General features: G+C 62.6%; 19 protein-coding genes and 1 tRNA gene. 17 read left to right on the top strand and 3 right to left on the bottom strand.

Translation table 11 applies throughout. From position 1 onward, the window contains the following. Positions 1 to 101 precede the first annotated feature (101 nt). The 9 genes from ESZ60_RS11845 to ESZ60_RS11805 all read left to right on the top strand — a co-directional run bounded on the left by ESZ60_RS11845 (position 102) and on the right by ESZ60_RS11805 (position 10,399). Entirely contained in the window at positions 102 to 2,087 is a 1,986-nt protein-coding gene (locus tag ESZ60_RS11845; RefSeq protein WP_134680820.1) for an AMP-binding protein, read from the top strand. After that, positions 2,084 to 2,344, top strand: a complete 261-nt coding sequence (locus tag ESZ60_RS11840; protein WP_134680819.1) for a hypothetical protein — start codon at positions 2,084 to 2,086, stop codon at positions 2,342 to 2,344. Before ESZ60_RS11845 ends, ESZ60_RS11840 begins: the two co-directional genes overlap by 4 nt. After that, positions 2,341 to 3,159: an ABC transporter ATP-binding protein gene (locus ESZ60_RS11835; protein ID WP_134680817.1), complete on the top strand. Its 819-nt coding sequence runs from the start codon at positions 2,341 to 2,343 to the stop codon at positions 3,157 to 3,159. The genes ESZ60_RS11840 and ESZ60_RS11835 overlap by 4 nt, the downstream gene beginning before the upstream one ends. Positions 3,160 to 3,163: 4 nt before the next feature. Further along, positions 3,164 to 4,144 carry a branched-chain amino acid ABC transporter permease gene (locus ESZ60_RS11830; protein ID WP_134680814.1) on the top strand — a complete coding sequence of 327 codons (981 nt, stop codon included), beginning with the start codon at positions 3,164 to 3,166 and terminating at the stop codon, positions 4,142 to 4,144. 142 nt (positions 4,145 to 4,286) lie between these two features. Next, positions 4,287 to 5,363, top strand: a complete 1,077-nt coding sequence (locus ESZ60_RS11825; RefSeq protein ID WP_134680812.1) for a branched-chain amino acid ABC transporter permease — start codon at positions 4,287 to 4,289, stop codon at positions 5,361 to 5,363. A gap of 42 nt (positions 5,364 to 5,405) precedes the next feature. Next, entirely contained in the window at positions 5,406 to 6,683 is a 1,278-nt protein-coding gene (locus ESZ60_RS11820; protein ID WP_134680810.1) for an ABC transporter substrate-binding protein, read from the top strand. Between the two features lie 52 nt (positions 6,684 to 6,735). Further along, positions 6,736 to 7,560, top strand: a complete 825-nt coding sequence (locus ESZ60_RS11815; RefSeq protein WP_134680808.1) for an ABC transporter ATP-binding protein — start codon at positions 6,736 to 6,738, stop codon at positions 7,558 to 7,560. 21 nt (positions 7,561 to 7,581) lie between these two features. Then, the gene (locus ESZ60_RS11810) at positions 7,582 to 8,799 is read left to right on the top strand and encodes a phenylacetate--CoA ligase family protein (protein WP_134680806.1); all 1,218 of its coding nucleotides are present in this window, start codon (positions 7,582 to 7,584) and stop codon (positions 8,797 to 8,799) included. A gap of 34 nt (positions 8,800 to 8,833) precedes the next feature. Next, positions 8,834 to 10,399, top strand: a complete 1,566-nt coding sequence (locus ESZ60_RS11805) for a peptidoglycan-binding protein (RefSeq protein ID WP_134680804.1) — start codon at positions 8,834 to 8,836, stop codon at positions 10,397 to 10,399. 143 nt (positions 10,400 to 10,542) lie between these two features. Here ESZ60_RS11805 and ykgO read toward each other — a convergent pair whose 3' ends face one another. Beyond that, positions 10,543 to 10,668, bottom strand: coding sequence for a type B 50S ribosomal protein L36 (gene ykgO / locus ESZ60_RS11800; RefSeq protein ID WP_024842876.1), 126 nt, complete (start codon positions 10,666 to 10,668; stop codon positions 10,543 to 10,545). 82 nt (positions 10,669 to 10,750) lie between these two features. Beyond that, positions 10,751 to 10,825, bottom strand: a tRNA-Val gene (locus tag ESZ60_RS11795). A 202-nt stretch (positions 10,826 to 11,027) separates the two neighbouring features. On the opposite strand from ESZ60_RS11795, the gene ESZ60_RS11790 reads away from it, so the two are divergent. Genes ESZ60_RS11790 through ESZ60_RS11775 form a run of 4 tightly spaced genes read left to right on the top strand, consistent with a single transcriptional unit; the run spans position 11,028 to position 13,472 of the window. Beyond that, entirely contained in the window at positions 11,028 to 11,891 is an 864-nt protein-coding gene (locus ESZ60_RS11790; protein WP_134680802.1) for an N-formylglutamate amidohydrolase, read from the top strand. A 9-nt stretch (positions 11,892 to 11,900) separates the two neighbouring features. Continuing rightward, complete coding sequence (locus tag ESZ60_RS11785; RefSeq protein WP_209021293.1) at positions 11,901 to 12,791, top strand: SPFH domain-containing protein; 891 nt, start codon at positions 11,901 to 11,903, stop codon at positions 12,789 to 12,791. Then, positions 12,788 to 13,057, top strand: a complete 270-nt coding sequence (locus ESZ60_RS11780) for an NfeD family protein (RefSeq protein ID WP_134680800.1) — start codon at positions 12,788 to 12,790, stop codon at positions 13,055 to 13,057. The genes ESZ60_RS11785 and ESZ60_RS11780 overlap by 4 nt, the downstream gene beginning before the upstream one ends. 10 nt (positions 13,058 to 13,067) lie before the next feature. After that, positions 13,068 to 13,472: an NUDIX hydrolase gene (locus ESZ60_RS11775; protein WP_134680798.1), complete on the top strand. Its 405-nt coding sequence runs from the start codon at positions 13,068 to 13,070 to the stop codon at positions 13,470 to 13,472. 13 nt (positions 13,473 to 13,485) lie between these two features. On the opposite strand, the gene pyrF is transcribed toward ESZ60_RS11775, so the two are convergent. Then, on the bottom strand, positions 13,486 to 14,172 hold the full coding sequence (gene pyrF, locus ESZ60_RS11770; protein ID WP_134680796.1) for an orotidine-5'-phosphate decarboxylase: 687 nt from the start codon (positions 14,170 to 14,172) through the stop codon (positions 13,486 to 13,488). Positions 14,173 to 14,337: 165 nt separating this feature from the next. Between pyrF and clpB the strand changes: the two genes are divergently transcribed. The 4 genes from clpB (at position 14,338) to ESZ60_RS11750 (ending at position 20,354) form a co-directional block, all read left to right on the top strand. Then, positions 14,338 to 16,965 carry an ATP-dependent chaperone ClpB gene (gene clpB / locus ESZ60_RS11765; RefSeq protein ID WP_134680794.1) on the top strand — a complete coding sequence of 876 codons (2,628 nt, stop codon included), beginning with the start codon at positions 14,338 to 14,340 and terminating at the stop codon, positions 16,963 to 16,965. Between the two features lie 144 nt (positions 16,966 to 17,109). After that, on the top strand, positions 17,110 to 18,744 hold the full coding sequence (locus ESZ60_RS11760) for an alpha-D-glucose phosphate-specific phosphoglucomutase (protein ID WP_134680792.1): 1,635 nt from the start codon (positions 17,110 to 17,112) through the stop codon (positions 18,742 to 18,744). A 69-nt stretch (positions 18,745 to 18,813) separates the two neighbouring features. Further along, on the top strand, positions 18,814 to 19,713 hold the full coding sequence (gene msrP / locus ESZ60_RS11755; protein WP_134680790.1) for a protein-methionine-sulfoxide reductase catalytic subunit MsrP: 900 nt from the start codon (positions 18,814 to 18,816) through the stop codon (positions 19,711 to 19,713). Then, positions 19,713 to 20,354, top strand: a complete 642-nt coding sequence (locus tag ESZ60_RS11750) for a protein-methionine-sulfoxide reductase heme-binding subunit MsrQ (protein ID WP_134680788.1) — start codon at positions 19,713 to 19,715, stop codon at positions 20,352 to 20,354. Before msrP ends, ESZ60_RS11750 begins: the two co-directional genes overlap by 1 nt. The last annotated feature ends 322 nt before the right edge of the window (positions 20,355 to 20,676 follow it).

Below are 20,676 nucleotides of genomic sequence, written 5' to 3'. Positions count from 1 at the left end.
CTGAAACAATTCGTAGGATTCGGGAAAAATTCACGCAAGGATTACCGGCGTAACCTGAAGAGGCCGGATGGGAGGGGAGCCCGGACGGCAGGGAGGAAACCATGCAGCAGATGCAGACGGCCGAGGCCGGTTTGCAGTCCATTCCCGCATTGCTGGCGAGGAACGCCACGGCATTCGGGACGCGGACGGCCTACCGGGAAAAGGAATTCGGGATCTGGCAAAGCTGGAGCTGGGCCGAGGCCGCGCGCGAGATTCGCGATCTGGCCTTGGGTTTCCTCGTCCTTGGCGTCGAGCGCGGCGATCATGTCGCGATCATCGGCCGCAACCGTCCGGCGCATTACTGGTCGATGATCGCGGCGCAGATGTGCGGCGCGGTTCCCGTGCCGCTGTATCAGGACGCGGTCGCCGATGAGATGGCCTATGTGCTGGGCAATTGCGCCGCGCGTTTCGTCATCTGTGGCGATCAGGAACAGGTGGATAAGGTCCTTGAGGTCGGAGACCGCGCCCCCGAGGTCCGCCACATCATCTATACCGACAAGCGCGGGATGCGGAAATACGACCATTCCCGCATGAATGCCTTGGCTGATGTGCAGGCCGAGGGCCGCGCTGCCGAACAACGCCTTGGGGCCGAGTTGGACGCCCGCACCAGCGGCCTGGGTTACGACGATACCTGCGTGATGCTTTACACCTCGGGGACGACCGGCAAGCCCAAGGGCGTGGTGCTGTCGAACCGCAATATCATCGAGACCTCGAAGAACAGCGCCTCGTTCGACAGTCTCAATGAGCGCGAGGAAGTGCTGGCCTATCTGCCGATGGCATGGGTCGGCGATTTCATCTTCTCGGTCGGGCAGGCCTATTCGGCGGGCTTTACCGTAAACTGTCCCGAAAGTGCGCAGACCATGATGACCGATCTACGCGAGATCGGGCCAAGCTATTTCTTCGCCCCACCGCGCGTCTTCGAGGGTCAATTGACCTCGGTCATGATCCGGATGGAAGATGCCGGTCGTCTCAAGCGCTGGATGTTCCGCCACGCGATGGAACTGGCCCGTCGTGTCGGCCCCGCCATCCTTGAGGGGCGCCCGGTTGGGGCACTGGACCGCTTGCGCTATGCGCTTGGGAATGTGCTGATCTTTGGCCCGCTGAAGAACACATTGGGCTATTCACGCATTCGCGTCGGTTACACCGCCGGCGAGGCGATTGGCCCCGAGATCTTCAGCTTCTATCGCAGCCTCGGGATCAACCTGAAGCAGCTTTACGGCCAGACCGAAGCCTCGGTCTTCATCACCCAGCAGCCCGATGGCGCGGTCAAACCGGATACGGTCGGCGTTCCCTCTCCGGGGGTAGAGTTGAAGATCGCCGAAAGCGGCGAGGTGTTTTACCGCTCGCCCGGCACCTTCGTCGAATATTTCCAGAACCCGGAAAGCACCGCCTCGACCAAGGATGCCGAAGGCTGGGTCGCGACGGGGGATGCCGGTTTCTTTGAAGAGGATAGCGGGCAATTGCGCATCATCGACCGCGCCAAGGATGTCGGTCGCATGTCTGACGGGCGGATGTTTGCCCCGAAATATGTCGAGAACAAGCTGAAGTTCTATCCCAACATCCTTGAGGCCGTGGTCTTTGGCGCGGGGCGCGACTTCTGCACCGCCTTCATCAATATCGACCTGACCGCTGTCGGAAACTGGGCCGAGCGCAACAACATCGCCTATGCCAGCTATCAGGAACTGGCCGGTCATCCGCAGGTCTATGCGATGATCCGCCAGCATGTGCAGGAAGTGAACGCCTCGGTCGCCCAAGACCCGATGCTGTCGGGGTGCCAGATCGGCCGGTTTCTTGTGCTGCACAAGGAGCTTGATCCAGATGACGGCGAGATGACCCGCACCCGCAAGGTCAGGCGCGGCGTCATTGCTGACAAATATGCCGACCTGATCGCGGCGCTTTATGACGGCTCGCGAAATGTCTTTACCGAGACCGAGGTCACCTATGAGGATGGCCGCAAGGGCAGGATCAGGGCGACGCTGACGATCGAGGATGCTCAGGTCGTCTCCCCGGCCCTTCACCATGTGAAAGCAAAGGGAATTGCAGCATGACCTCTGAAAAACCCGCCTATGTCTTTGCCGTGATCTTCGGGATTGCCGGTCTGGTTCTGGCTTGGCTTCTGGCCTCGATCCTGCCGCCGCATGTCTACAACGTCTTCTCGAATGCCATTGGCGCGGTCTTTGGCGTCTTGATGATCTCACGCCTTTGGCCTGCGCTGCCTTTCGGCAAGGCGCATCTCTGGGGTGCGGCGCTGATCGCCTACAATATCGGCCTGTCGCTGCTGGAAAGGGTCTGGTTGTCCGCATGATCGCAACGCCCGCCACCGAATTCGCCACTGATGGCCGCCGCATCGGTCCGGTGCTGATGGACCTTCGCAATATCACCCTGCGCTTTGGCGGTGTGGTGGCGATCAAGGATATCAGCTTCGACATCCGCGAGGGCGAGATCCGCGCCATCATCGGGCCGAACGGGGCGGGCAAATCCTCGATGCTGAACGTGATCTCGGGCTTCTATGTCCCGCAGGAAGGCGAGATCTGGTTCGAGGGCAAGAAGCGTCCGCCGATGAAACCCTATGAGGTGGCGCGCCTTGGTTTGGCGCGCACCTTCCAGAACATCGCTTTGTTCGACGGCATGTCGGTTCTGGACAATATCATGACCGGCAGGCTGAATCGGATGAAGGCCCCCTTGTGGTCTCAGGCGATCTGGTGGGGCCGCGCCGAGCGCGAAGAGGTCGAGAACCGCGAGCAGGTCGAAAAGATCATCGACTTTCTTGAAATCCAGAACATCCGCAAGACTCCGGTTGGCCGCCTGCCTTATGGGCTGAAAAAGCGCGTCGAACTTGCCCGCGCCTTGGCCGCCGAGCCGCGCATCCTGCTGCTGGACGAGCCGATGGCCGGGATGAATGTCGAAGAGAAAGAGGACATGTGCCGCTTTATCTTGGACTTGAATGACGAATTCGGCACCACCATCGCGCTGATCGAACACGACATGGGCGTGGTCATGGACCTGAGCGACCGGGTGGTGGTGATGGATTACGGCCGCAAGATCGGCGACGGCACACCCGATGAGGTGCGCGCCAATCCCGAGGTCATCAGCGCCTATCTTGGCGTCTCGCAGGAGTAGGGCGATGGAGTTTCTTTACGCAAGCGAGGTGCTGGTCAACGGGCTGATGGCGGGCGTGATGTATGCCCTCGTCGCGCTGGGTTTCGTGCTGATCTACAAGGCCTCGGGCGTCTTCAATTATGCCCAAGGGGTGATGGCGCTGTTTGCCGCGATGACGCTGGTCGGCATCATGGAGGGCCGCGTTCCCTTCGCCCATCTGATCAACGCCTTGTTCGGCGTCCATGTCAGCCATTTCGGCTGGACCGTGCCCGCATTCTTCGGGATCGCGCTGACGGCGCTGATCATGGTGGGGCTGGCGATTGCGGTCGAAAAGCTGGTCCTGAAGCATCTGGTCGGGCAAGAGCCGATCATCCTTTTCATGGCGACCATCGGTCTGGCTTGGTTCCTTGAAGGCTTGGGCGACGTGATGTGGGGCGCGGACGTCAAGGTTCTGGATGTCGGCCTGCCGCAGGGCATTTCGGACGGAATCGAGGCCGCGACGAATGACTGGCTGGGCTACGGCTTCTTCATCGACCGGCTGGATATCTGGGCGACGGTGATCGCGGCGGCTCTGGTCGCGGGTCTGGTCGGCTTCTCGCAATATACCAAGCAGGGCCGCGCCATGCGTGCCGTGGCCGACGATCATCAGGCGGCTTTGTCTGTGGGGATCAGCCTGCGCTTCATCTGGATCATGGTCTGGTCCATCGCCGGTTTCGTCGCGCTGGTCGCAGGGATCATGTGGGGCACCAAGTCGGGCGTACAATTCAGCCTGTCGCTGATCGCGCTCAAGGCGCTACCGGTGCTGATGCTGGGCGGCTTCACTTCGATCCCCGGCGCGATCGTTGGTGGGCTCATCATCGGCATGGGCGAGAAGCTCTTCGAATATTTCATCGGGCCCATGGTCGGCGGCGCGACCGAGAACTGGTTCGCCTATGTGCTGGCGCTGCTCTTCCTCGTCTTCCGGCCGCAGGGCCTGTTCGGCGAGCGTATCATCGAGCGGGTCTGACGATGAAAAGTTTCAATGCCTCCGGCGGGGATATTTGGACAAGAAAGAATCCTGCACTTCGGCACTTCTTTCTTGTGGAAATATCCCGCGGGGGTGCGGGGGCGCGAAGCCCCCGTGGCAAGGCTGATGCCGGGAGGGGCAGATGATCTACCGCGAGGCGGGCGACTTCAAGACGAGCTACCGTGACGATGGCCAGACCTTTCCGATCCGTCTGGACCGCTGGAGCTATTACGCTGCTCTGGCCGTGGCCTTTCTGGTCGTGCCGTTCTTTATCGACAGCTATTGGGCCAATGCGGTGCTGGTGCCGTTCCTGATCTATGCGATTGCGGCGATCGGGCTGAACATCCTGACGGGTTATGCGGGCCAAGTCAGCCTGGGCACCGGCGGATTCATGGCGGTCGGGGCCTATGCGGTCTATAAGCTGATGACGGCATTTCCGGGCGTGCCGATCTTTGTCCATATCCTGCTGGCCGGGCTGATCACGGCAGTGGTCGGGATGCTGTTTGGTCTGCCCAGCCTGCGGATCAAGGGCTTCTATCTGGCAGTCGCGACGCTGGCGGCGCAGTTCTTTCTGGTCTGGCTATTCAACAAAGTGCCGTGGTTTTACAATTACTCGGCCTCGGGGCAGATCACCGCGCCCGAGCGGACGTTCTTGGGCTGGGCGGTGACCGGGCCTGCGACCTCGGCCTCGGCGAAATATCTGACCTGTCTGGTCTTTGCCGTGGCGCTGGCATGGGTTGCGCGGAACCTGACACGCGGCACTGTCGGGCGCAAATGGATGGCGATCCGCGACATGGACATCGCCGCCGAGATCATCGGGGTGAACCCGCTGAGCGCCAAGCTGTCAGCCTTTGCCGTCAGCAGCTTCTTTGTCGGCATCGCAGGGGCGCTTTTGTTCGCAGTCTATCTTGGCGCGGCTGAGGCCAGCGAGGCCTTCGGCATCAACAAAAGTTTCCTTGTCCTTTTCATGGTCATAATCGGAGGGCTTGGCAGCATCTTCGGCAGCTTCGCGGGCGCTGCCTTTCTGGTCCTGCTGCCCGTGTTCTTGAAGAACGTGCTGGTCGCGCGGCTGGGCTGGCCCACGGATCTGGCCGCGCATCTCGAACTGATGATCGTCGGCGCGCTGATCATCTTCTTCCTGATCGTCGAGCCGCATGGCCTTGCCCGGCTCTGGCGGCTGACAAAGGAAAAACTGCGGCTCTGGCCGTTCCCGCATTAAAGACCGGTTAACCGGCGGAAAACCCTTGGGGAGGAGACCAAGATGAAAATGAAACTTGCGACTGCCTTGACCGCATTACTGGTGGCGGCACCGGCCATGGCCGATCTGGTCGTGCCGAACCTGAGCTACCGCACCGGCCCCTACGGCGCGAACGGCACGCAATATGCCGACGGGTTCAACGATTATTTCACCTTGCTCAATGAGCGCGATGGCGGCATTGGCGGCGAAAAGATCCAGACCCCGGAATGCGAGACCGCGTATAACACCGAGAAGGGCGTCGAATGCTACGAGGCGACTAAGGGCAATGGCGCGTTGGTCTATAACCCGCTCTCGACCGGCATCACTTATCAGCTGATCCCCAAGGTCTCGGCCGACAAGATCGTGCTTTACACCCCGGGCTATGGCCGGACCTCGGCCAAGAACGGCAAAGTCTTCGAATGGGTCTTCAACGCGCCCGCGAACTATTGGGACGGCGCCTCGGTCGCGGTGAAATACCTGCTCGACCAGAGCGGCGGCGATCTGAAGGGCAAGAAGGTCGCGCTGGTCTATCACAACTCGGCCTATGGCAAGGAGCCGATCCGCACCCTGCAGGATCTGTCCAAGAAGCATGGCTTCACCCTGACCGAGCTGCCGATCGACCCGCCCGGCCAGGAACAGAAGAGCCAGTGGCTGCAGATCCGTCGTGACAAGCCTGATTACGTCGTGATGTGGGGCTGGGGCGTGATGAACCAGACCGCCATTCAAGAGGCCGCCAATATCCGCTTCCCGATGGAGAATTTCATCGGCATCTGGTGGTCGGGTTCGGAAGTCGATGTCCTGCCGGTGGGTGAGGCCGCGAATGGCTACAAGTCGCTGACCTTCAACGGCGTCGGCACCGATTACCCGGTCTATGACGACATGAAGAAATTCGTCATCGAGCCCGGCAAGGCCTCGCAAGGCGGGCAGTTCGTGGGCTCGGCTTTGTATTCGCGCGGCATGTATGCGGCGGTGGTGATCGCCGAGGCCATCAAGAAAGCGCAGGAACTGGCGGGGACGCCGGCGATCAACCCGACGCAGCTGCGCGACGGGTTCGAGGCGCTGGACATCACGCCGGATCGTCTGAAGGAAATCGGCCTTCCCGATTTCGGCCCCGAGATCAAGATGAGCTGCGACAACCATGGCGGTTCTGGCATGGCCCGTCTGCAGCAATGGGACGCGGCGGCCAAGCAATGGAAGCTGATCACCGAATTCACCGCGCCCGATCAGGACGTGCTGAACCCGCTGATCGCCGCCGATAGCGAAGCCTTCGCCGCCGAGGCCGGCATCAAGCCGCGCTGCTGATCCTTCGGTCCCGGCGGGGTGACCGCCGGGACCCATTCGACTGGGGGAAACCATGCTGGACGCCACACCCGAACGCGAGACCCTGCTCGAGGTCAATAATATCGAGGTGATCTACAATCACGTCATCCTCGTGCTGAAAGGGGTCAGCCTTTCGGTGCCCAAGGGTGGCATCACCGCGCTTCTGGGTGGCAATGGAGCGGGTAAGACCACGACGCTGAAGGCGATCTCGAACCTGCTGCATTCCGAACGCGGCGAGGTGACTAAGGGCCAGATCAGTTATCGCGGCGAGCGGGTGCAGGACATGGACCCTGCTGCGCTGGTGAAAAAGGGCGTCATTCAGGTGATGGAGGGGCGGCATTGCTTCGAGCATCTGACCGTTGAGGAAAACCTGCTGACCGGGGCCTATACGCGGAACGATGGCCGTGCCGCCGTCGCGCAGGATCTTGAGATGGTCTATTCCTATTTCCCGCGCCTGAAAGAACGCCGAAAGTCACAGGCGGGCTATACATCGGGCGGTGAGCAGCAGATGTGTGCCATGGGCCGCGCGCTGATGTCACGCCCCGAAACGATCCTGCTCGATGAGCCCTCGATGGGGCTGGCCCCACAACTGGTCGAACAGATCTTTGAGATCGTGAAGGCCGTCAATGAGGGCGAGGGCGTGACCTTCCTTCTGGCCGAGCAGAACACCAACATAGCGCTGCGCTACGCCCATTACGGCTATATTCTGGAAAGCGGGCGGGTGGTGATGGACGGTCCCGCCGAGGCTCTGCGCGAAAATCCCGACGTGAAGGAATTCTATCTCGGCATGTCCGAGCAGGGCCGGAAGAGCTTTCGCGACGTGCGCTCCTATCGCCGCCGCAAGCGCTGGCTGGCCTGACGGTACCGGAAAGGCAGACCCATGACATTCTATGATGAGCTGGAAACGCGCAGCGCGGATGAGCGCGCGGCTTGGCTGGCGCAGGAATTGCCCGCGGCCCTCGCGCGTGCCCACACCGCCCCCGCTATGGCCCGCATCCTGCAGGGCGTCGAGGCCGAGGGAGTCACCACCCGCGAGGCCTTGGCCAGCCTGCCGGTGATCCGGAAATCCGAGCTTTCCGAGGCGCAGAAAAAGCAGCCGCCCTTTGGCGGCTTCACCACCCGCCGCCCGCACGAATTCGAGAATATCTTCCAAAGCCCCGGCCCGATCTATGAGCCGGGACGACGCGGCAATGACTGGTGGCGGCTGGGGCGGTTCTTGTTTGCGGCGGGGGTCGGGCCGGGCGATATCGTTCACAACTGTTTCGGCTATCACCTGACACCGGCGGGGATGATGTTCGAATCCGCTGCCCGTGCCGTAGATGCCGCCGTTCTGCCCGCAGGCACAGGACAGACCGAATTGCAGGTCCGCGCCGCAGTCGATATCGGCACCACGGTCTATGCCGGGACGCCGGATTATCTGAAGATCATCCTCGATAAGGCCGATGAGATGGGCCAGCGGCTGGCCTTGACCCGCGCCACCGTCTCGGGCGGGGCACTGTTTCCGAGCCTGCGCCAAAGTTATGCCGAGCGCGGGATCGCGACGGTGCAATGCTATGCGACCGCCGATCTGGGTCTGATCGCCTATGAAACCCCTGCCTGCGAGGGCATGATCGTCGATGAGGGCGTGATCGTCGAAATCGTCCGCCCCGGCACTGGCCTGCCGGTCCCCGAGGGCGAGGTGGGCGAAGTCGTCGTGACCACGCTGAACCCCGACTATCCGCTGGTCCGTTTCGCCACCGGAGACCTCTCGGCGGTGATGCCCGGCGAAAGCCCCTGCGGGCGGTCGAATATGCGTATCCGGGGCTGGATGGGCCGTGCCGATCAGACCACCAAGATCAAGGGCATGTTCGTGCGGCCCGAGCAGGTTGCCGTGCTGGTGTCGCGTCACCCCGAGATTCGGCGCGCTCGCGTGCTTGCGGATCGGGCGGGAGAGATGGATGTGATGACGGTGCAACTGGAAACCGACACCCAAGATGCGGCAAGATACGAAACAGCGGTGCTGGACACCCTGAAACTTCGCGGCCGGATCGAACTGGTTGCGCCCGGATCGCTTCCGAATGACGGCAAGGTCATCGAGGATCGGCGCAGCTACGATTGAACCCGACCGCCAATAAAAGGCCTGAGGTTCGTCGATGCGCTATTTCCTTTTTCTGCTGGCCGCCCTTTCGGGCGCGGCTCCGGCTTGGGCCGAGCATCGCGCGGTGGTCATCGGGAACGCGGATTACCGTCACGCTCCGGATCTTTCGGGTTGGGATACCGGCGCATTGGCGCGGGCGATGCGCGAGGCGGGGTTTACCACCTCGGAAGGCATCGACCAGTCCGCCCCCGATCTGCGCCATGCGCTGGATCTTTTGGCGCGGGCAGATCCGGATGGCGGTGCCCGAATCGTCGCTCTCAGCGGGCGGTTCCTGCATGGTGGGAATGAGACATGGTTCCTCGGGGTCGAGGCCGACCAACCGGCCTTGGACGAGATGGGGCGTGTCGCCGTGCCGCTGTCCCTGATCATGGGGCAGATGGCCGAGGGGCGTCCGGGCGCGGTGCTGCTTTTGGGGACGGACCAGCAGGACATGCCGCATCACACGGGGCTGCGCAGCGGAATCGGCGCCTTGCCCGAGGTTCCGGGGGTCTCGGTGATCCAGGGTGGCTCTGATTCGGTGGCTCGCGCCTGGCGCGAACTGGCGGCCGGGCAATCCGTGGCAAAGGCGCTCTCGTCTGGACGGGGGCTGCGGCCCGCCGAGCCGGGGGAGGCCATGATCTTCCCCGTTACCGCGGCCGCCAGCCGCAAGCCGGCCCTGCCAGAGCCCGAGATGGTCGAGCGCGGATTTTGGTCCGAAGCCGTCGCAAGTGACACGATGACCGGTTATGGCGCCTATCTGCGCCGCTATCCCTCGGGCGTCTTTTCCGGGGCGGCTTCTGACCGGATCGCCTATCTGCACCGGCGCGGCGGCGTTTCGCCCGGCGCAGGTGCCGCGACCCCGGCTGGCGAGGCGGCATTGGAACTCGGTCGCGACGAGCGGGCCAAGCTGCAACAGGCGCTGGCGCGATTGGGCTATGATCCCGGTGCGGTGGACGGGGTTTTCGGTCTGCGCACGCGGCAATCGCTCAGCGAATGGCAGGTCCGCAGCGGCTTTCCGGCAAGCGGCTTCCTGTCGGCCGAACAGATGCGGCAATTGCTTCGTCAGGTCTCAGAAACCGAGGTCGTCGCGCATGCCGACGATGCCGGTTTCTGGCAGCGATTGGGTGAAAGGCGCGGCGAAAGTCGCATCTGGGCCTACCTTACGGGCCGTGCGGCGCGCCCGGGCGTAGCCCTTAGCGAAACGCGCGGAAATGAGACGCAGTTGTGGCTTTGGGCGCGTCGGCAGGATACCGGCCCGGCATATGAGATTTATCTCGAGCGTTTTCCCCAAGGCCTTCACGCGGGCGAGGCGCGCCTGCGCCTCGCCAATACCAGCGCGGCAAGCGAAGCCGCGCGCCGCGACGAGGGGAAGCTGGGGCTGACCACGGCATTGCGCCGCAGGATCGAGGGCAGGCTGGAAGCCGAAGGCTACGATTGCGGCTCGGTAGACGGCAGCTTCGATGACCGGACGCGCCACGCCTTGCGCCTGTATCAGGCGGCCCATGACCAGCGCGTGACGGGCTTCTTGTCGCGGGATACGCTGGCGGCTCTGTTGGATGAGGGCGTGAGTGCGGCCCGATAACCGGGCGCTCAGGCTTGAGACCCGCACCGATGGTCTGGCGAATCACCCGGCCGCCGAGATGGCCAAGGCCGAAACAGCAAAACGCCCGCGGCGAAGAACTCGCGGCGGGCGTTTCAAAACCGGCAACAAGTGCCGCGCTGGACTTAGCCTTGACGGGCTTTGAAGCGCGGGTTGGTCTTGTTGATGATGTAGATGCGGCCTTTACGGCGCACAACTTGGCAATCGCGGTGACGGCTCTTGAGCGAGCGGAGCGAATTGCGAACCTTCATGGGTCTTCTCCTATCGCGGCGCATCGCAAAAGGCGCCATTGAATTGAAATGCCCCGGTCAATGCCCGGGGCGCGGAATTAGATGGTGGGCGGTACTGGGATCGAACCAGTGGCCACTACGATGTCAACGTAGTGCTCTACCGCTGAGCTAACCGCCCACTTGCCTGCGACGCTGTCCGCTTTCACGGGTCAGTTCGTCTTGGTCTGCGGCTCTATATCGGGGCCGGACGGGGGTTTCAACCCCTCTTTCGCATCTCTTGTGCACAAGCTTGGCCTTGCCCAAACTTGGGATATAACCTGCATGTTCGACGCCTGGCAAAATTCATGCCCAGCCATCCATCTGCAAGAGAAAGAAATCAGATGAGTCTGGATCAGACCACGTTCGATCTGTCGCGGCCGCAGGATTGGTTGGGCGGGGTGATCTTTGCCTCGCCGCATTCAGGTCGTTGTTATCCCAAGTGGTTTTTGGCAGAATCGCGGCTGAGCCCGCAGCAGCTGCGCTCATCCGAGGATGCTTTCGTTGACCGGCTGATCGAACCCGCAACCGCCCACGGGGCAGTTGTCCTGACGGCAAGGGTTCCGCGCTGCGTGGTGGATCTGAACCGTGCTGCCGATGAAATCGACCCGCTGGTCGTTGCCGGGGCGGTGCCAAGGGTGATGAGCCCGCGAATCATGGCGGGGCTGGGGGTGATTCCCCGTGTCGTCTCGCAGGGGAGGGCGATTCACGACCGCCCGATCGCGCTGGAAGAGGCGGATATGCGAATCTCGCGACTCTGGCATCCGTATCATCAGGCCTTGGCCGGGTTAATCGAGGAAGCCGTCGAGCGATTCGGCGGAGCCATTCTGATCGACGTCCATTCGATGCCGCGCGACGCGCTGGCCCATCTGCCCCGCCCGCGCCCGGATTTCGTGATCGGCGACCGGAACGGCGTCTCGGCCTCGCCCCGCATCATGGCCGGGGTGGCAGCAGCGGTGACTGCGGCCGGGTTTCGGCTGCGCAAGAACTCGCCCTTTGCCGGAGCCTATGTCACGGCCGCTTATGGCAAGCCGACGCGCAATGTCCATGTCGTGCAGCTCGAAATGGACCGTTCGCTGTATATGGACGAGCAGCGGATCGAACCGCGTGCCGATTTCGACGTCTTTGCCGAAAGATTTTCGGGTATTGTCGAGAGCCTGTCCCGGCTGCGCCCGGATGACTGCGAGCCCGCCATCGCGGCGGAATAGGGGGATCGCTTGGAGGAACAATTCGTCGACCTGATCGGCCAGAATATCGCACTGATCGTCCTTGCGATCGTCATCTTCTTCGCTGTCAGTTCCGCCGTCCGGATCGTCCCGCAATCCGAGAAATTCGTCGTCGAGCGTTTCGGGCGCCTGCGCGCGGTTCTCGGACCGGGGATCAATTTCATCGTCCCCTTCCTTGACCGGGTGGCGCACAAGATCTCGATCCTCGAACGCCAATTGCCGACCAATCGGCAGGATGCGATCACCGCCGATAACGTGCTGGTGCAGGTCGAGACCTCGGTCTTTTACCGCATCATCGAGCCGGAAAAGACCGTCTATCGCATCCGCGACATCGACGCGGCGATCGCGACCACGGTCGCGGGCATCGTGCGCTCGGAAATCGGCACGATGGAACTGGATCAGGTGCAGTCGAACCGCGCGAGCCTGATCGAGCGCATCCGCGATTCGCTTGCCAATGTCGTCGATGACTGGGGCATCGAGGTGACGCGGGCCGAGATCCTCGACGTGAATCTGGATGATGCGACCCGCGCGGCCATGCTGCAGCAATTGAATGCCGAGCGCGCGCGCCGTGCGCAGGTCACCGAGGCCGAGGGCAAGCGCCGCGCCGTGGAACTCGCCGCCGATGGCGAGCTTTACGCCGCCGAGCAGCAAGCCAAGGCCAAGCGCGTCCTCGCCGAGGCCGAGGCCTTTGCCACTTCTGCCATTGCCGGTGCGATTCGCGAAGGCGGCGTCGAGGCCGCGCAATATCAGGTCGCCATGCGTCAGGTCGAGATTCTGACCGAACTCGGCAAGGGGCAGGGCAAGCAGACCATTCTGGTGCCGGCCTCGGCGCTCGAGGCGATGGGTGATGCCTTCAAGCTGTTCAGGGGCTCAAGCAAATGATGAACGGCTGGCTCTGGATCGTCGCGGCCTTGGGGCTTGGCGCGCTGGAAATGGCGCTGCCGGACTGGTTCTTCCTGGGCATCGCCTTGGCGGTCGGGCTGATGGGGCTGGCTCTGCTTGCCGGGATCTGGAGCGGGGGCCTACCGCTGGCGCTGGTCGTGACGGCGCTGCTGAGCGGCGCGATCTGGCTGGGGCTGCGCCGGATCTTTGGTTCAAGCCGGGGGGATGTGCGGATCTGGACCCGCGACATCAATGACGACAAATGAGCTTTGCAAGATGAGCTTCGTGGGCGCGAAACTGATCCTGACCCAAGGTGAAAACCTGCTCACCTGCCTGCGGGACGATGTCGATTGGATTCCCTTTCCCGACCATTGGGACCTGCCCGGCGGCAAGGCCGAGGATGGCGAGACGCCGCTGGAATGCGCCTTGCGGGAGTTAGATGAGGAATTCGGGTTGCGCCTCGCGCCCGAGCGGCTTTCGGGGCAGATCATCCCTTCGGCGACCCGACCGGGGCGTCAGTCTTGGCTGTTCTTGGGCAAGCTGACCGAGACAGAGATCGCCTCGATCCGTTTTGGCGATGAGGGGCAGGAATGGCGGATGATGCCGATTTCCGAATTCATCGCACACCCGCGCGCCGTGCCGCATTTCCGCGACGCGGTCGCGCAGGTGCTGGGACTTTAGCGCCCGACCGCGATCAGGGCAGTTCCGCAATGATCGCCTGCGCCGCGGCGCGGGGATCGGCGGCTTTCCAGATCGGGCGACCGACGACGATATGATCCGCGCCATTGGCGATGGCGGTGGCGGGCGTCTCGATCCGCTTCTGATCGCCCGCATCGGAACCTGCGGGGCGTACGCCCGGCGTCACGATCAGGCGGCCCGAGGCTTCCGGCAGGGCGCGGATCAGGCTGGCCTCGCGTGGGCTGGCGATGACGCCATCGGCACCGGCCTCGAAGGCGTGGGCCGCGCGGAGTTGCACCAGTTCCGCCAGATCGCCCGGTTGGATCAGCCCGGCATCCAGATCGGCGCGGTCGAGCGAGGTCAGGATGGTTACTGCTAGGATCTTCAGGTTCGAGCCCGCCGCGCCCTGTTTCGCGGCGCGCACGACATGGGGGTCGCCATGGACGGTCAGGATATCCAGATCATATTGCGCGATGCCCTTCACGGCGGCCTCGACCGTCGCGCCGATATCGAAGAATTTCATGTCGAGGAAGATGCGCTTGCCATGTTCCTGCTTCAGTTCATTGGCGAGCGCGAGACCGCCTCCGGTCAGCATGCCAAGGCCGATCTTGTAGAAGCTGGCCGCGTCACCGATCTTTTCGGCCAGTTCAAGCCCGGCCAGCGCGTTCGGCACGTCCAGCGCCACGATCAGACGATCATCCATTTTCCACCTCGAATTTCCAAGAAACCATGCGACAAACGGCGCGCTTATAGGGTGGATGCGGGCGTCTTGAAACCCTGTTTCTGGCTGCCCATTTCAAAGGCAGGACCCGAGGGGCCGTGCCGAATGCGGGCGGTTCCATGCGGGGGCTGAGGAAAGGATTTTCATATGGATATGGAAAAATTCACGGAACGGTCGCGCGGTTTTCTGCAATCCGCCCAGACCATCGCGATCCGCGAGGAAAACCAGCGCGTGATGCCCGAGCATCTGCTGAAGGCGCTGATGGATGACGATCAGGGATTCGCAAGCAATCTGATCGCGCGCGCGGGGGGCGATGCTGCTGCCGTGCGCCGCGCCGCCGATGAGGCGGTGGCGAAACAGCCGAAAGTCAGCGGCGGGCAGGGGCAGGTCTATGTCGATCCAAGCCTCGTTCGCGTTTTGGATGAGGCCGAGAAACTGGCGAAAAAGGGCGGCGACAGTTTCGTTCCCGCCGAGCGTGTGCTGACCGCTTTGGCGGTCGCCAATACCAATGCCCGCGACGCGCTGCAGGCCGGGAAGGTCACCGCGCAATCGCTGAATGCGGCGATCAACGACATCCGCAAGGGGCGCACGGCCGATACGGCCAGCGCCGAGGACAGTTATGAGGCGCTGTCGAAATATGCCCGCAACCTGACCGAGGCGGCGGCGGACGGTAAAATCGACCCGATCATTGGCCGGGACGAGGAAATTCGCCGCGCTATGCAGGTTCTGTCGCGCCGGACCAAGAACAACCCGGTGCTGATCGGAGAGCCGGGCGTGGGTAAGACCGCGATTGCCGAGGGTCTTGCGCTGCGCATCGTCGACGGCGATGTGCCCGAAAGCTTGCGCAACAAGCAGCTTTGGGCGCTGGACATGGGCGCGCTGATCGCCGGCGCGAAATATCGCGGCGAGTTCGAGGAGCGGCTCAAGGCCATCCTCAAAGAAATCGAGGATGCCGCCGGCGAGATCGTCCTGTTCATCGACGAGCTTCACGTGCTGGTGGGCGCGGGCAAGACCGATGGCGCGATGGATGCCGCGAATCTGATCAAACCTGCCTTGGCGCGGGGTGAGTTGCATTGCGTTGGCGCAACGACCCTCGACGAATACCGCAAATATATCGAGAAGGACGCGGCCCTTGCCCGTCGCTTCCAGCCGGTCATGGTGGTCGAGCCGACGGTCGAGGACACGATCTCGATCCTGCGCGGTATCAAGGAAAAATACGAGCTGCATCACGGCGTGCGCATCAGCGATGCCGCGCTGGTGGCTGCGGCGACGCTCTCGAACCGCTATATCACCGACCGTTTCCTGCCCGACAAGGCGATCGATCTTGTCGATGAGGCGGCCTCGCGCCTGCGCATGGAAGTGGACAGCAAGCCCGAGGAGCTGGATGCGCTGGATCGCCAGATCCTGCAATTGCAGATCGAGGCCGAGGCGCTGAAGAAGGAAGATGACATCGCCAGTCAGGATCGTCTGGAGCGGTTGGAAAAGACCCTCTCGGATCTGCAGGAGCAGTCGGCGACCCTGACCGCCCGCTGGCAGGCCGAGCGCGACAAGCTGGAAGGCTCGCGTCATCTGAAAGAGCAACTCGACCGTGCCCGCGCCGAACTCGAGCAGGCCAAGCGCGAGGGTAATCTCGCCAAGGCCGGCGAGCTGAGCTACGGCATCATCCCCGGCCTCGAAAAGAAACTGGCCGAGGCCGAGGGCGATGATGACAGCCCCTTGGTCGAAGAGGCCGTCCGCCCCGAGCAGATCGCCGAGGTGGTCGAGCGCTGGACCGGCATCCCCATGAGCAAGATGCTCGAAGGCGAACGCGAGAAGCTTCTCAAGATGGAAGAGGTGCTGGGTCAGCGCGTCATCGGCCAGTCCGAGGCGGTGACTGCCGTTTCCAACGCGGTGCGCCGTGCGCGAGCCGGGCTGAACGATCCGAAACGCCCCTTGGGCAGTTTCCTGTTCCTTGGCCCGACCGGCGTCGGCAAGACCGAACTGACCAAGGCGATTGCCGAGTATATGTTCGACGACGATCAGGCGATGGTCCGAATCGACATGTCCGAATATATGGAGAAGCATTCGGTCGCCCGCCTGATCGGTGCGCCTCCGGGCTATGTCGGCTATGACGAGGGCGGTGCCCTGACCGAGGCGGTCCGCCGCCGTCCCTATCAGGTGATCCTGTTCGACGAGGTCGAGAAAGCGCATCCCGATGTCTTCAACGTGCTCTTGCAGGTGCTCGATGACGGGCAGCTGACCGATGGTCAGGGCCGGACGGTGGATTTCAAGCAGACGCTGATCATCCTGACCTCGAACCTCGGCGCACAGGCCTTGTCGGCGCTGCCGGAAGGGGCGGATAGCGGGCAGGCGCGGGGGCAGGTGATGGATGCGGTGCGTGCCCATTTCCGGCCCGAATTCCTGAACCGTCTCGATGAGATCATCATCTTCCACCGCCTGTCGCGCGACAATATGGACGGCATCGTCCGCATCCAGCTTTCCCAGTTGGAAGGGCGGCTGGCGCAGCGCAAGATCGCGCTGGATCTGGACGAGGGCGCGATGAAATGGTTGGCCGATGAGGGCTATGACCCGGTCTTTGGCGCGCGCCCGTTGAAGCGGGTGATCCAGCGCAGCCTGCAAAACCCCTTGGCCGAGATGATCCTGGCCGGAGAGGTTCTGGATGGCCAGAGCGTTCATGTCACAGCCGGGGCCGACGGGCTGATCGTCGGCAACCGGGTCGCTCCGGCCCATCTGGGCAGGGGCGAGGAGACCGGGCCACGCATGCCCCTGCAGTAACTGAAATGCCCCAAGATCGGGCGGTCGTGATGCGGCCGCCCGATTATCTTTCGGCGAGTCTTTACCCGCCCTTCACAGCCTCATGGTAAGCAGCCGACAAACATGCAAGATTTCAGCAGGAATCTGCAGAACCAGAGGCGAGACATGACCCGCATCCTGACCGTCCCAACCCAGCCGATCGAAGGGCAAAAGCCCGGCACATCCGGTCTGCGCAAGAAGACCAGGATCTTCATGGGACCGCATTACCTCGAAAATTTCACCCAATCCGTCTTCGACGCGATTGGCGGCGTGCAGGGCAAGATGCTGGTCCTTGGCGGCGACGGACGTTATTTCAACGACCGCGCCGTGCAGGTGATCCTGCGCATGGCGGCGGCAAATGGCGCGGGGCGCGTCGTGGTCGGCCAGGGCGGGCTGCTTTCCACACCGGCTGCCTCGAACCTGATCCGCAAGCTCGGCGCGGATGGCGGCATCATCCTTTCCGCCAGCCACAATCCCGGCGGGATCGACGAGGATTTCGGCATGAAGTTCAACGGTGCGAATGGCGGGCCCGCGCCGGAATCCGTGACCGACCTGATCTATGCCCGTACGCAGGATCTGACCGAATACCATATCTTCGAGACTGCGGATCTGGACCTGTCGGTCATCGGCGAAAGCGTGATGGGCGACATGGCGGTCGAGATCGTAGATCCCGTCGCCGATTATGCGCAGCTCATGGGCGATCTGTTCGACTTTGAACAGATCCGCAACCTGTTCATCGGCGGTTTCCGCATGCGCGTTGATGCGATGCATGCCGTGACCGGACCCTATGCCAAGGCGATCCTCGAGGAGATACTGGGCGCGCCCAAAGGCACCGTCGTCAATGGCACGCCCTCGCCCGATTTCGGCGGCGGCCATCCCGATCCGAACCCGGTCTGGGCCAAAGATCTGATGGAGGTGATGTTTTCCGATAACGCGCCGGATTTTGGCGCGGCCTCGGATGGGGATGGCGATCGCAATATGATCGTGGGGCGCGGGATCTATGTGACGCCCTCGGACAGTCTCGCGGTTCTGGCGGCGAATGCGCATCTTGCGCCCGCCTATGCCAAGGGCCTGGCCGGGATCGCGCGTTCGATGCCCACGAGCCGCGCCGCCGACCGGGTGGCCGCCAAGCTCGGGATCGAATGCCACGAGACGCCGACGGGGTGGAAATTCTTTGGCAATCTTCTGGATGCTGGCCGGGTGACGATTTGCGGCGAGGAAAGCGCCGGAACGGGCTCGGATCATGTCCGCGAAAAGGACGGGCTCTGGGCGGTGCTGCTCTGGCTCAATATCCTTGCCCGCCGGATCGAGCCCGTTCAGCAGATCATGTCGGCGCATTGGGCTGAATATGGCCGCAATTACTATTCCCGCCATGATTACGAAGCCATCCCCAGCGAGCGTGCAAATGCCTTGATCCAGCGCCTGCGCGATATCGCGGGCGATCTGCCCGGACAGCAATTCCAGGGCCTGACCGTCGAATCCGCCGATGATTTCGCCTATCTCGACCCGGTCGATGGTTCCTCGTCGAAAGGGCAGGGTCTGCGCATCGGCTTTTCCGACGGCTCGCGTGTGGTGCTGCGCCTGTCGGGAACCGGGACCGAGGGCGCGACGCTGCGCGTCTATCTTGAGCGCTACGAGGCCGATCCCACCCGCCATGACCTGCCAGTCGACGAGGCGCTGGCTCCGGTGATCGCCGCCGCCGAAGAGATCGCGCTGATCCGCGAATTCACCGGGCGGGACGCGCCCGATGTCACGACCTGACACACGAAGAAGTTCATCGGCGGTTCGTGCCGGGATTGCTATCCTTGTAACATGGAAGGGAGCTTGCCGATGAAACTGAAATGGTCTGACGTCACGCCTGAAGCGGATTACCTCAGCCGCCGGGTCTTTCTTGCTGCGGGCGCGGCCAGCATCGCGGGCCCCGCGTTGGGGTTGACCGGCAAGCCTTCGGGGCTTTCGACTGATGAAAAGCCGAACAGTCTCGAGGAAATCACCAATTACAATAATTTCTATGAATTCGGCACTGGCAAGACTGACCCGGCGCAGTTTTCGGGATCGCTCAAGACTTCGCCCTGGTCCGTCCGGATCGACGGGATGGTCGAACGGCCCGGCAGCTATGGGGTCGAGGATCTCGCCCCGGATGCCGCGCTTGAAGAGCGGATCTATCGGCTGCGCTGCGTTGAGGCCTGGTCGATGGTCATTCCGTGGCTGGGCGTGCCCCTGTCCTCGGTCCTGAACAAGGCGGGGCCGCAACCGGGCGCGAAATATGTCGCTTTCCAGACCCTGCTTGATCCCGACCAGATGCGGGGGCAGGGTCGCGGCAGTGGGATCGACTGGCCCTATCGCGAAGGCCTGCGCCTGGATGAGGCGATGCATCCCCTGACGATCCTCGCCACCGGGCTTTATGGGCAGGTCCTGCCGAACCAGAACGGCGCGCCGATCCGGTTGGTCGTGCCGTGGAAATACGGCTTCAAGTCCATCAAGTCGATCGTCGCGATCACCCTGACGGACAAGCAGCCGCCCACGACATGGCAGATGCTGCAGCCCAGCGAATATGGCTTCTATGCCAATGTGAATCCCCAGGTCGATCACCCGCGCTGGTCCCAGGCGACCGAGCGGCGCATCGGCGCGGGACTTTTGGGCGGTCGGGAAGAGACGCTGATGTTCAACGGCTATGCCGATCAGGTGGCCGGCCTTTATTCTGGAATGGATCTGGCAAGGCATTACTGATGCTGGCGCGCTTCACCCCCCTGTTCCGCCGGATACCGGTCTGGGCGATCTGGCTTGGGGGCATGATCCCCTTGGCCCTGCTGGTCTGGGATACGGCGACCGGTCAATTGGGAATCGAGCCGGTCCGTGACATCGAGCACAGGCTCGGCCGCACCGCGCTCTATTTCCTGATAGCGACTCTGTCGATCACGCCCTTGCTGCGCCTGACGCGGCTGAATCTTGTCCGATTCAGGCAGGCGCTGGGGCTGATCTGCTTCAGCTATGTCCTCTTGCATCTGTCGTCCTGGGTGGTTTTCGACATGTCTTTCCTCTGGGCGCAGATGCTCAAGGATGTCGTGAAGCGTCCCTACCTGATCTTTGGCATGCTGGCTTTCGTTCTGCTCCTGGCCTTGGCAGTGACCTCGAACCGCTTTTCGATCCGGCGCATGGGCGCGGGCTGGCGGCGCCTGCACCGGCTGATCTATCCGGCGGCCCTGCTTGCCGCGGCGCACTGGCTTTGGGCCCTGAAACTATGGGAACGCAAGCCTCTGATCGTCCTGGGTGCAATCCTCTTGCTGCTGGGGCTGCGCTTGGTGTGGTTTCTGCGTGATCGGTTGCGGCGCCGTAGCGGCCGACTTGCGTCGGGCGCGGCCTTCCGATGATTGTGTCTTAAATATCAGTAGGTTGCGAATTAATTCGCCTTTTCATCAATTTTGCTCTTGCGGGTTTTGTTCGTGGTCCGTAAATACCGCCTCACCGAAACGGCGAGACGCTGAGACGGGACGGAACGGGGTGCTGGGAACGGCGGTTGGTTCCGGGGAAAATCGGGAAGTTGATGGCTTGACGGCGCCACGAAGGAAATGGCGCGGTTCAGGTTGTTTTGTTTCCCCTGCTTTTTGACATTGCGAGATATCTGAAGAGATATGCGGGCGGTCTGATCGTTATACGATTGAGAAGTTTGCATATCGGCTCTCTAGGGAAACC

The organism is Paracoccus ravus (assembly GCF_004522175.1).
In the GTDB taxonomy this organism is placed as follows: domain Bacteria; phylum Pseudomonadota; class Alphaproteobacteria; order Rhodobacterales; family Rhodobacteraceae; genus Paracoccus; species Paracoccus ravus.
Note: the sequence above shows the minus strand (reverse complement) of the source record. Positions and strands in the feature narration are given on the sequence as shown.